This is a genomic window from Spirillospora sp. NBC_01491 (assembly GCF_036227065.1).
Classification (GTDB): domain Bacteria; phylum Actinomycetota; class Actinomycetes; order Streptosporangiales; family Streptosporangiaceae; genus Spirillospora; species Spirillospora xylanilytica.
On the sequence record NZ_CP109432.1, the window covers coordinates 5,667,779 to 5,679,334 of the forward strand.

Consider the following 11,556-nt stretch of genomic DNA (forward strand, 5'->3'; position numbering starts at 1 on the left):
CGTCGGACGCCAGGTGACCATCGGGCCTGGATCGCGCTGGTAGGTGTTCAGGGGGTGGCTGGTTTGCGGGCGGTGAGCAGGCGGGTCGGGACCCACGGACTGCCCCACCACGCGCGCCAGCCGAGGCCGCGCACGCGGATGTCCTGGGCGTTCAGCCGGGCCAGCACCGCAGCGTACTCGCGGGGGGTCCGCGCCAGGTCGGCGATCAGCAGGCGGCCGCCCGGCCGCAGCACCCGGTACGCCTCGGTGATCGCTTGGGCGCGGGCGTCCGCGCCGAAGATGGTGTGCACCGTCAGGCTGGACACGACCAGGTCGAAGCTTGCCTCCGCGTACGGGAGTCTGCGCAGGTCACCCCCTTGCACGTGGACGCGGTCGGCGACGCCTTCGGCGCGGGCGTTGCGCAGGGTCGCCGCCGGGGTGTTGCCGGACTGGTCCCGTCCGCGCCACAGGTCCACGCCGACCGCTCGGCCCTGCGGGAGGTGCCGGGCGGCGGCCAACAGGACGGCGCCGCGTCCGCAGCCGAGGTCGAGCAGCCGTTCGTCGCCACGCAGGTCCAGCTCGTCCAGCACGTCCCGCCAGACCAGGAACTTGCCGCGCAGCGTGGCGTGCAGGCTCAGGGCCAGGCATCCCGCCAGCAGGGTGCCGGAGACCAGCGCGGGCAGCGCGGCGGCCAGATCGGCGGTGACCGCCATCACCAGCCCGGTCACCCAGAACCCCAGCACGACCAGGCCCACGAAGCCGAATCCGTAGGGCGCATCCATCCCGTACCGCGCGCCAGACATTCCGCCACTCTGCCACGAACCGGCCGCTCGGGGGCTGGCTACGACGCACTGGTCCACCGCCGACCAGCTCGCCGCCGAGTACCCGGACACCGTGGTGACGCCGACCCGGTCTTCATCCGCGACGGCGACGTGTGGACGGGCGCCGGGCTGAGCACGTGCATGGACCTGGCGCTCGCGTGCTGCCAGGGGAAGCTTCACGGCATGGGCCCGGCCCGGAAGTGCGTGGTGTGCGGCGCGGGGCTGCCGAGGGAGTCGTCGCCGCGGCGTAAGTACTGCTCGGCGGCGTGCGGGATGCGGGCTTATCGGGCGCGCAAACGAGCCGCTGAGCAGGAGAAGCTGGCCGCCACGATGATTTCGCAGGAGGCAGCGGCATGGCTGCGGACTCCGGCCGGGCGGACGGGCCGAACGACAAGCAGCACGGCACCATTCTGATCCGCCGGCCGGGCGACACCGAACGCGCCGACCAGCACGAGCGGGAGATGCTCCAGTACCGCCTGCGCGCCGCCGGAACCCGGCTGTACACCGCGCTGGTCGCCGACCCGCCCCGCATCGAGGCCGCGCCAGCACTGGCCGACTCGGGGCTAGCCGGCGGGCTTGGGTACAAGACCTCGAACCGGGTGTAAGCCGAGCATCGGGAACTACTGAACTACAGTTCACTGCGTGGAGTAACCGCAAACAGAGCTGTCCGGAATTTCCGGGCTGGCCCAGACGCATCAACTCTGGGTGTTGCTCAGGCCCGGAATGTCTCGATCGCGATTCGGAAGATGGAATTGTCGGCCTTCGTGGATAGTTTCTCCAGCTCGGTAACGGCGACGATCTTCCATAGCTTTTCGGGGCCGCTGTAGTACATCTCCTGCTGGCGGATGACCCGGTCCTGGTCATCTTTGAGGAAGACCGTGAGTTGCGTGGCAGGTCGGCTGTTCACCGTCACATCAGTGACGGTGATCGGGATCAGCGGTTGCTTAGTCTCAAAATATCTCTTCCAGAAATCGGCGCGTGCGGCGGCCTCCTTGGGCACCATGTCGCCTTCGCCCTCGCAGACGCTGATGTGTTCTTCCAGTGGTCCGAAGGCGGTGCAGCGTGCAGTGCTCTTTCGCCTCGTGTAGTTGGACGGCACGGCCAGTTGAACCTCGGACACCTTCCGTAGCGAGTACCCTGCGGGGACGGAACTCGTCGGTTTTGTGGCGGTGGCCGCGGGACCGGCCTGTGGCACCTGCGAATCCGGCCCGGTCAGCCTGTTCACCACGACCACCCCAGCCACCGTGATCAGTGCCCCTGCGGCGAAGGCCGCCACCGGCCACACCCAGTGGCGTCTGGCGCGCCCACCGCTGCCGGGGCCCACCGGCAAGGTCGAGGGCGGTAGGGCGGGGACGGCCGATGGCGAGTTGTCGGGCTGGTGGACGTCCCGCCGGATGTCGGGAGCCGGGGCGGGATCGGGTGATGTCGCGAGGGCCTCTGGCAGGGATACAGCGTCGGGTATCGACGCCGAGTGTTCGGTGACCATCGCGGCGATGCCCGAGGGCAGCCAGTGCTCGTTGCCGGTCTCCGGAGCCAGGCGTTCGATCAGTTCCGCCACACTGGGACGTTCCTCCGGTGCCTTGGCCAGGCATTGGGCCACCAGGGCCCGCAGCGAGTGCGGCACCCCGGTCAGATCAGGATCTTGGTGCAGGATCCGGTAGACGGCCACCGCGATCGAACCCGCGGCGAAAGGGCTGCGCCCGGTCGCCGCGAACGCCAGGACGGCTCCGAAGGAGAACACATCACTGGCGGGACCGAGCACATCGTCCCCACGCGCCTGCTCAGGCGACATGTACGCGGGCGTCCCGACCATCGCGCCCGAAGTCGTCACCGTGGACGCGTCGACCGCGCGCACGATCCCGAAGTCGATGATGCGCGGCCCGTCGGCGGCGACGATGACATTGGCTGGTTTGAGGTCGCGATGCACCAGTCCGCACGCGTGTACCGCCGACAACCCCTCGGCGAGCCCACCGCCCAGGGCCAGCACGCTGGCGGGCGGCAACGGCCCTTGCTCCTGCACCGCGTCCCGCAGCGACGGGCCCGGAATGTAGGCGGTGACGATCCACGGCGGGTCCGCGTCCGGGTCCGCGTCCACCACCTGCGCGGTGTGGAACCCGCCGACCCGCCGCGCCGCCTCAGCCTCTCGCCGGAACCGGATGCGGAAGGCAGACTCGGAGGCGAACGAGGTGTTGATGAGCTTGACTGCCACGGGCCGCCCACCGGGAGATCGCCCGAGGTAGACGTGGCCCATTCCGCCGGCGCCGAGCCGTCCGAGCAGCCGGTACCGGCCGACCGTCGGAGGGTCAGAGCGTTGCAGCGGTTCCATATCCCACTGTCCCCCTGGCAGCTGGCCAAGCAATACCTCGCATGATCGAGATACTGCAAGATCTACAATTCCTACCATGTCACCCCCGCGATGCGGGACTCCCAAGGATGCGAAGAAGTAGTGTGATAAAAATCACAGTGTCAGAATTAAATATCCTCGTCGGAGCTTATTCGAAGTTGGCGGCGGTCATGCCGTCATAATGCAGGGCTGATGCGCTCTCGGATGGCGAGATGATCGGCCCTCGGTGACCTCCGCGAGCTTCTCGGCCTCCCCGATCGTGGGCCCTCAATTGTCCAGGACGAGTCGTGGATAATTCCGAGCCGCTTGCCCTGCCAGGGAGACCCGCACCCGGCGGGCTGCCACCCCGGATCTGTCGGCTCACTCTTGACGACGTCATCCGAGTCGACGAGGAAATGCACCTGCTGCGAGAGAAGATGGCGGCGCTCTACGACGGCTTGCCCGACGAGCGGGGCGTCCACTCCCCGGACGGTGTCATCGTCACCACCTACCGGGGTGACACCGCACTCCCGCGACGGCCACCAAACGCCATAACCACTCGTTCGCCATCCCCCGACTGAACCTTTTTCACCAGCGTCTGTGTGGGTGATCACAGCATGATCGCGGGCGGCGTGGCAGGCCCTGGAACGTGAAGAACCCCTGGTAGGGCGGGTGATCTCTCACAACCCTCCGTCCCCACCAGAGGTTTCACATGCTTTTCTACCGTTCTTCGCTGCCGTTGTCGCGTCAGACCCTGCAGTACGTCACCGGTGTGGTCGGCCGCCACCGCAAGCAGAACCGAAGCAAGGGCCGGGCACTGCCGGCGGGCATGCAGGCGCTGATGACCCTGGCGTACCTGAAGAACGGGGAGACGTTCGCGCAGCTCGGCGCCGGGTTCGGCGTCGGAACCACCACCGCCTGGCGCTACGTCAACGAGACGGTGACGCTGCTGTCGACCCGATCCCCCAAACTCAGCCGGGCATTGACCAAGGCCAAGAAGGACGGCCGGCTCTACCTGGTCGTGGACGGCACGCTCATCCCGATCGACCGGGTGAGGGTCGACCGGCCCTTCTACTCGGGCAAACACAAGAAGCAACGGTATGAACCTGCAGGTCATCGCCACCCTGAACGGGACCATCGTGTGGGTGTCGGGGCCGCTGCCCGGCTCCGTCCACGACCTCAAGGCCGCCCGGATCTGGGGTCTGATCCGCGCGCTGGCGGCCTCGGAGATGCCGGTGCTGGGCGACAAGGGCTACGTCGGTGCCGGTCCGCACGTCAAGACGCCCTACAAGGGCAAGAACAAGGCCGAGTCCTGCAAGGACGCCAACCGCTCCCACGCCCGCCTCCGCGGACCAGGTGAACGAGCAATCGCCCAGCTCAAAAGCTGGAAGATCCTGACCAAGCTACGTTGCTGCCCACACCGAGCCGGTCACCTGGCCAAGGCCATACACGTCCTCCAGAACCGCGAGCTCAACACACGTTGAAAAAGGCTCACTGTCTGCAATGACCGAGTCAGGTGCGCTAATCCGGGGTTGTGCCCTGATGGTGGTGGCGCTCGGCGAGTTTCTTCCAGTTCAGCAACTGCCGTCGAGCCATGATCAAATCGCCCACGGACAGCCCGAGGGCCGCCCAGCGGCTGGTTCGCATGACGACCTTGAGCAGCAGGCGCGTGGTGTCATGATCCTGGGGCACGAGGACGTAGGACATGAAGGCGCCCAGGATGGTGCCCGTCAGCTGTTTCCCTGGGGCAACCGAGACGATCCGGCCCAGCTCACGCCCGCCGGCGGCAGTGAATCTTTCTCCGACTTGAGGCTCGGGAAGGCCTGCCAACTCGCGAGGTGAGCGGCGGCCAAGGTTGTCGATCCAGTCGTACGAGTATGGCGCAAGCCTCACTTGTGCGACCCACGGCCACACCGCTTCGGCTGGCGCCTCGACGTGCACGCCCCGCCATGCCTGCAGCGCGGGCGCGGTGACGAAGTCGTCGCACGGGTAGGAACGCACGATCTCGCTGTCGCTCACACCCCACCGGTCACCGATCACGCATCCATCTTCCACCAAGATCCTCGTTGGCCGGCGTTCGAGTCCTGATATGCGTACCTAGGTAGCACACCCGCATCTACGCCGACCTGGGCATCCCGATGGACGACATCACCGTCACCCACTCCTCGCGGATCGCACCGGCCGCCAGCGCACGCGCCCGACGCTGGTCGTACTTCACGCCCTGCCGCGCCCGCACCTGCTCGCGATGCGCCTTGGCCGTCCGCCCCCGCCCCGTGATCAGGCTCAACCTCCCCACCCAGCTCCAGACACCGCCGCACGTGGTCGACGATCACCTCCGCGATCTCCTCCAGCCCGCAGAACCGCGCCATCTTCTGAAAGCACTTCAGCTCCAGCGCGAACAACGCCTCGGGGCTCGCGGTCCGGGCCCGCGCCCAGCCGATCTTCTGGGTGGGATGACCGGATTGAGGGGGTGGGGAGGCATGGGTTCGAGGGTCGGTCGGGGGGCCATTGGAGGCCCGGATCGGGCCGCCGAGCCGACATCGAGCAGACAGGGGAACGAAGCGGGGCATTGCGGGCGGGGGCCATGCCGGGGCAATCTCGCGTTTGCCCTGGTCAGGCAGGGTGGGTCGCGTGGGACTCGAACCCACAACCTACGGATTAGAAGTCCGAAATTGTCGTGTTAGTGCGGCGCTCTCGGTGCCATTCTCTGCCGCCCTGTCCGCATCGAGCCCGATTTCCATGCTGCCCTGTGTCGCCGCGCGCCGATCCGTTTCGGAACCACCGAGCCGACCCGGGCCGCTGGAGATCTTGTGACTTCCTGCCCGGCGGTTCCCGTCTGGCCTGCGGGGATGGGGTTTTCGGCAAGCCCACGGATCGGGTATTCGAAGTTCTTCGACGCCACCGGGGGGCGGGACCTTGTCGCTGCCAGCTTGCTCCGGTTCCTTGATGTCGGGGATGTCGGGGGTTGGGTGTATCGCAGGCGTATCGAAAATCGCATACGCCACCGCAACACTCTGCGGGCTTCAGTGGAGGCAGGGACCGCAGCGGTCCGTGCCGAGGGCATGGTGCCTCGGCTTCGGAAGGTGATCACGATAGGGAGAAGACCGTGGCTAATGACGGAGAATGGGACCGGCGTTCGCTGCTGCGGGGTGCCGCCGTGGTGGCCGGTGCCGCCGCGTCTGCGCCGCTGCTGGGCGAGGCGGCTTCGGCGCAGGCCGGCAGCAGTGACGCGGATGTGCTGTTCAAGGCCGGGAAGTTCGAGCAGGCCGGCCGCGCCTATGAGGAGATCCTGAAAAAAGACCCCACGAACCTGCACGCGGCCCGCCAGCGCGGTTACGTCGGGCTACTGGGCAACAAGTTCCCCGACGCTGAGAAATACCTCACGACGGCCCTCAAACTGGCGCCCGACGACAAGCAGACCAACCGGTTCCTGGCCGACTGCTATACCCGGCAGGACAAGCTCTCCCTCGCCGCGCCACGCTGGCAAGCGGCCGGCAAGGAAGCCCAGGCTAAATGGTTCGCGGCGGTCCGCGGCAAGCCGTATCAGATCCACGGCGACATCGCGCGGGTGCCATGGAAGCAGATGGACCCGTCACCGCTGATAGAGGCCTCGGTCAACGGCGGACCACCGAAGCGCTTCTCGTTCTACACCGGCGCCCCGTGGCTGGACATGTCCGCAGAAGTAGCCAAGGAAGCCGGACTGAGCCCCGTGGCCCAGCAAAAGATCGACTACTTGGGCGGCACCGCATGGATGTACTTCGGGGTGCTGGATTCCTTCAAGCTGGGCGGCATCGAACTGCGCAACATCCCCGTGGGCTGGACGGAGACGGACCAGGCTTCGCCCGTGGGGCCCAGCGACGGTCTCATCGGCACGTGGGTCTTCTACCACTTGCTGACCACCTTCGACTACGCGGGCCGGTCGCTGATCCTGCGCCGCCGGACCCCCGAGGTGGCCAGGAAGGTACGCGCCGACGCCATCCGGGCGGGCGCAAAGCCGCTGCCGCTGTGGCTGGCCCGTGAGCAGTATGTGCACAGCACGGGCAGCATCGCCGGCTCCGGCCCACGGGTGATGGGCGTGAACATCGGCGGAGTCAGCGAGTGCGTCGCGGTCATGAAGGGGGAGGTGTCCAAGCAGTTGCGGATCCGCACCGACTACGACCGCCCGCTCGAAACTTTTGGCCACAGCCACCCAACGGTCGTCTACCCCTGCTACCCGACGGAGATCCGCCTCGGCAACGCCGTCGCCAGGGAGGTCTACTGCAACTCGGCCCCACAAATGCAGGCTGACGAATACGGGTTCGACTCGCTGGGCGGCTTCTTCCACTCCTTCTACAAGCCCTACAACATCACCCTCGACTTCACCGACATGAACGTCTACATCGCCCGCGGCAAGGTCGCCTGATCGCCGCGACCGCACGGGCGTCCGGGGAGCTACCTGGAGCTGCCGGCCCGTACGGTCGCGCCCTCTGTGTCAGGCTCAGATGAGACACAAGGGGATAAAGTTCCTTAACTGACATGAGTAGGGCGAGAACGGGTACCGAGCAGGGACGCTCGCGTGACGGGGTTCCGCTACAGCCAGCACGTCATCGCGCTCAGGGTCCCGGTCGAAGACGGCACGCTGCTCGTCCAGGCCGGCCCCAGCAGCCTCGCGTAACTTCGCGACACCCGATCCCGCGCCATGCCTCCGGCCGCCCGGGTTCACGCCGACGTGTGCCTGCTTCACCAAACCTCGCCTTCGCACCCAGCCGGGAGGCGCCCGATGGCCCACGCCGCACACAGCCCGAGCGAAGCCAGCGGGCACCTGCTTGTGTCGGTCCTGCCGACCGGGCGGCAGGCAGCTCGACGCGCTCACCGCAGCCGGATGCCGCAACGGCGCGCGGATGGGAGTGGCGGGCACGACGGTGCAAGTTCGCAGCCACGACGCGGCAGGGACAGAGACCGCGGAGGGACCGTTCATGCGCTCTTCCCTTCCATGACCGGCTTCGCAGTGATCGAAGCCGCGAGCCTGGAGGAGGCCGTGGACCTGGCCTTCAGGACGCCATGCGCGGTCGCCCACGGCGTTGTAGAGGTCTGGCCGCTCAGCGATACACCCGAGGCCAAGGCAGGGCGGTGTTGTCAGCCCGTATGGGGTTTCCGATACGCCGACGATATGCGGCGGCTCGTAGCATGGAGAGCATGCGTGTGTTGGTTGTCGAGGATGAGCCGTACATGGCAGAGGCCATTCGCGATGGGCTGCGCCTGGAGGCGATCGCGGCCGATATCGCCGGTGACGGCGACACCGCTCTGGAGCTGCTGGGCATCAACGCCTACGACATCGCCGTCCTCGACCGCGACATCCCTGGGCCCTCCGGTGACGAGATCGCCGAACGCATCGTCGCCTCCGGTAACGGCATGCCGATCCTCATGCTCACTGCCGCAGATCGGCTCGACGACAAGGCCTCCGGGTTCGAGCTCGGCGCCGACGACTACCTCACGAAGCCGTTCGAACTCAAAGAACTCGTACTCAGGCTCCGGGCACTCGACCGCAGGCGGGCGCACAACAGACCACCCGTGCGAGAGATCGCTGACCTGCGTCTGGACCCGTTCCGCCGCGAGGTCTACCGCGACGGCCGCTACGTCGCGCTGACCCGGAAGCAGTTCGCCGTGCTCGAGGTCCTCGTGGCTGCCGAGGGCGGTGTCGTCAGCGCCGAGGAGCTGCTGGAGCGGGCGTGGGACGAGAACGCCGACCCGTTCACCAACGCCGTGCGCATCACCGTCTCGGCACTGCGCAAGCGTCTCGGCGAACCGTGGCTGATCGCTACGGTGCCCGGTGTCGGCTACCGCATCGACACAGGACCGGACGCCGACGACCGGGGAGCGGAGCGTGGATAGGCGTCAAGGGTTGAGCGTCCGCATCAAGCTCACCCTCAGCTATGTCGGGTTCCTCATGATCGCGGGCACCTTGCTGCTCGTCGCCGCGTGGGTGTTCCTCATGCGAGGAACGCCGAACACCCTAGTTATTCCCGATCTGTCCGACTTCCGACGTGTCTTCGACCCACACAGCTTCGGCCCAGTCGTCTTCGTCCCGGCGGCAGTCCTGGTGCTGGGGTTCCTGCTGGTGTTCGGCCTCGTGGGCGGGTGGATTCTCGCCGGCCGCGTGCTCGCCCCCCTGTCCCGCATCACCGACGCCACACGCAGGGCTGCAAAGGGGTCGCTCTCGTACCGGATAGAGTTGGAAGGACCGAAGGACGAGTTCCGCGAGCTTGCCGACAGCTTCGATGCCATGCTCGCGCGGCTGGAAGTGCACGTCGCCGAGCAGCAACGGTTCGCGGCCAACGCATCCCACGAGTTGCGTACTCCACTGGCGATCACGCAGACCCTTCTCGATGTCGCCCGCAACGATCCGAACCGTGACAGCGGGGAGCTCGACGATCGCCTTCGCGCCGTTAACGCCCGAGCGATCGACCTCACCGAGGCGTTGCTGCTGCTCAGCCGCGCCGGCCAGCGATCCAACACCGGAGAGCACGTCGATTTGTCCCTCATCGCGGAAGAGGCCACCGAGACACTCCTGCCCTTCGCGGAGAAGCGCGGTGTCACCATCGAGACCTCCGGGGACATCGCGCCCACTGTCGGCTCGCACGCACTCTTGCTGCAGATGACCACGAACCTCCTGCACAACGGCATCGTCCACAACCTCCCCGAGAGCGGCACCGTGCAGGTGAGCACCGCCATCGGCCCCGAGTCCGTCATGCTCACGGTCGAGAACACCGGCGACAAGCTCAGTTCGCAGTTGGCCTCGACACTCACCGAACCGTTCCAGCGCGGTACCGAACGCCTACGCACCGACCACGCAGGTGTCGGGCTCGGCCTGGCGATCGTCAAGAGCATTGTCCAGGCACACGACGGAACCCTCACCCTCAGCCCTCGGGTTGCCGGCGGGCTCCGCGTCGCGGTGCAACTGCCCGCCGCTCGGCGATCGCCATGAGCACGTGCCGGGGCCAGGACGACATCCGCATCCGGTGCGCCGGCCGCCGACGCGTGTGCCGACATCGCTGCAATCGGCGTTCAGCCGTTGCTCACCGCCGCGCAGCGGCAGCGGGACGTACACGGCCGGCAAGCCGACAGCGGCTGGCTCGGCGCACGTCATCGCCCCCGAGCGGCAGGTAACGAAGTCGGCCGCGGCGTAGGCGTACTCCATCTCGTCGATATAGGGGACGATCACATAGGGCGGGTCGGCGGGGTCGCCGTCCGGTACCTCGACCACGTGCTGCGTCCCGGTGATGTGCAGCACCTGCACGCCGGTCGCCCGTAACGCTGCGGCCGTGCCGGATACCGCGGCGTTGATCGACCGGGCGCCCGGTGAACCGCCGGTGACCCATCAGTACCGGCCCGTCGGGTCGCAGGCCGAACCGCTGCCGGGCGGCGTCGCGCAGCGCAGGCCGGTCGAGCCCGATGTCGTCGGCCGTGGCCCCGCCGGCGGGCGGCGAGATAGGCGGGCATGGCCATGTAGCCGCCGAAGCCCACCACGATCTCGGCCCGCACGCAGTCGAGCACCGCCCCGGCCGCCCGTACCGAGTTGCGCAGCCTGCCCGGCGTCTGCAGCAGGTCCCGGTTCAGCTTGCGTGGCAGCGGGCACCGGCGGGATGAGTCCGAGCCGGTAGCCGCGGGCTGGGATGAGCGTGGTGTCCAGGCCACGGCCGGTGCCGAGGGCGGTGATCTCGGCCCCGGGCTCCAGCCGGCACAGCGCGTCGGCGAAGTTCATCGTGGGCTCGATGTGCCCGGCCGAATGGCCGCCCGCGACAACGACGCACGGCCGGTTCGGCTGGCATCACGATGTCCCTCTGATCAAGATTCCTCGGTTCGCATGAAACCGCTCGAATACATGCATGGGTAGCGATGCAGAGTCTGAGTTGTGGGAATAGCCCGACGGGTTGTGGAACTGCACCACCCCGTCCTCGACCGCATAGACCAGCACGAGATGGCCTCCTCGTTGCGGCTCGTAGGTGTTGGGGTCGCGAATCTCAGGCGATACCGAAGCGATCAAGACCTGCCCAGGTCGCACCTCTTGAGCGGAAATGTGGATCGGCGTGTGCTCGATCAGTTGGCAGCTGAATCCGAACTGTGAACCGACCCAGGCCATGAACGGCCGGTAAATAAGTCCTCGCACCGAACTGGAGGGCTCCACCACGTAGCAGCCCCAGTCAAGGGCCAGCTCGAGAAGTTCGCCCATCGGCAGACGGACGTCGGTCCAGCCATGGAGCAGCGACTGTAGGCACGCCAGGCCGCAGACCTTGCGGGACCAGAACAGGTACTCCTCGCCCGAGCGGTATCCGTCGGAGGCCCAGTCGTGCAGTCGCGATGGATCGGTGCCGCCCAAGAAGACCTCCAGTCCCGATATGTCGGTGCGCCGCATGACGACCTCGTCGTTGCGTTCCAAACGTCCCCACTGCGAGA

General features: G+C 67.3%; 9 protein-coding genes and 2 pseudogenes. 5 read left to right on the forward strand and 6 right to left on the reverse strand.

Annotated features, from left to right (window positions below; genetic code table 11):
• Window positions 1-47 precede the first annotated feature (47 nt).
• Window positions 48-782: a class I SAM-dependent methyltransferase gene (locus OHA34_RS26420; RefSeq protein WP_285938894.1), complete on the reverse strand. Its 735-nt coding sequence runs from the start codon at window positions 780-782 to the stop codon at window positions 48-50.
• A gap of 371 nt (window positions 783-1,153) precedes the next feature.
• Between OHA34_RS26420 and OHA34_RS26425 the strand changes: the two genes are divergently transcribed.
• On the forward strand, window positions 1,154-1,405 hold the full coding sequence (locus OHA34_RS26425; protein WP_285938893.1) for a hypothetical protein: 252 nt from the start codon (window positions 1,154-1,156) through the stop codon (window positions 1,403-1,405).
• A gap of 107 nt (window positions 1,406-1,512) precedes the next feature.
• Here the strand turns inward: OHA34_RS26425 and OHA34_RS26430 are convergent, their stop codons facing one another.
• Window positions 1,513-3,204 carry a serine/threonine-protein kinase gene (locus OHA34_RS26430; RefSeq protein WP_329519233.1) on the reverse strand — a complete coding sequence of 564 codons (1,692 nt, stop codon included), beginning with the start codon at window positions 3,202-3,204 and terminating at the stop codon, window positions 1,513-1,515.
• Between the two features lie 631 nt (window positions 3,205-3,835).
• On the opposite strand from OHA34_RS26430, the pseudogene OHA34_RS26435 reads away from it, so the two are divergent.
• Window positions 3,836-4,607, forward strand: a pseudogene (locus OHA34_RS26435) (transposase family protein).
• Window positions 4,608-4,644: 37 nt separating this feature from the next.
• On the opposite strand, the gene OHA34_RS26440 reads toward OHA34_RS26435, so the two are convergent.
• Window positions 4,645-5,163, reverse strand: coding sequence for a hypothetical protein (locus OHA34_RS26440; RefSeq protein WP_329519234.1), 519 nt, complete (start codon window positions 5,161-5,163; stop codon window positions 4,645-4,647).
• Between the two features lie 76 nt (window positions 5,164-5,239).
• The gene (locus OHA34_RS26445; RefSeq protein WP_285938890.1) at window positions 5,240-5,410 is read right to left on the reverse strand and encodes a hypothetical protein; all 171 of its coding nucleotides are present in this window, start codon (window positions 5,408-5,410) and stop codon (window positions 5,240-5,242) included.
• Window positions 5,411-6,229: 819 nt separating this feature from the next.
• Here OHA34_RS26445 and OHA34_RS26450 point away from each other — a divergent pair.
• From OHA34_RS26450 to OHA34_RS26460, 3 genes are all read left to right on the forward strand, one after another.
• Window positions 6,230-7,525 (forward strand): aspartyl protease family protein, encoded by a 1,296-nt coding sequence (locus OHA34_RS26450; protein ID WP_329519235.1) that lies wholly within the window; start codon window positions 6,230-6,232, stop codon window positions 7,523-7,525.
• 773 nt (window positions 7,526-8,298) lie between these two features.
• Window positions 8,299-8,994 carry a response regulator transcription factor gene (locus OHA34_RS26455; protein ID WP_285938888.1) on the forward strand — a complete coding sequence of 232 codons (696 nt, stop codon included), beginning with the start codon at window positions 8,299-8,301 and terminating at the stop codon, window positions 8,992-8,994.
• A gap of 10 nt (window positions 8,995-9,004) precedes the next feature.
• A complete protein-coding gene (locus OHA34_RS26460) occupies window positions 9,005-10,087 on the forward strand; it encodes a sensor histidine kinase (RefSeq protein WP_329519236.1) in 1,083 nt (360 codons plus the stop codon).
• Between the two features lie 135 nt (window positions 10,088-10,222).
• Here OHA34_RS26460 and OHA34_RS26465 read toward each other — a convergent pair.
• A pseudogene (locus tag OHA34_RS26465) lies at window positions 10,223-10,447 on the reverse strand (glycosyltransferase); the annotation flags it as partial.
• Window positions 10,448-10,930: 483 nt separating this feature from the next.
• Window positions 10,931-11,539 carry a peptidase gene (locus OHA34_RS26470; protein WP_285938886.1) on the reverse strand — a complete coding sequence of 203 codons (609 nt, stop codon included), beginning with the start codon at window positions 11,537-11,539 and terminating at the stop codon, window positions 10,931-10,933.
• Between the last annotated feature and the right edge of the window lie 17 nt (window positions 11,540-11,556).

Bases quoted from the DNA above. Each gene is read 5' to 3' on its own strand.
- OHA34_RS26425 (WP_285938893.1), top strand. From the start codon at position 1,154: ATGGCTGCGGACTCCGGCCGGGCGGACGGGCCGAACGACAAGCAGCAC.
- OHA34_RS26455 (WP_285938888.1), top strand. From the start codon at position 8,299: ATGCGTGTGTTGGTTGTCGAGGATGAGCCGTACATGGCAGAGGCCATT.
- OHA34_RS26420 (WP_285938894.1), bottom strand. From the start codon at position 782: ATGTCTGGCGCGCGGTACGGGATGGATGCGCCCTACGGATTCGGCTTC.
- OHA34_RS26430 (WP_329519233.1), bottom strand. From the start codon at position 3,204: ATGGTAGGAATTGTAGATCTTGCAGTATCTCGATCATGCGAGGTATTG.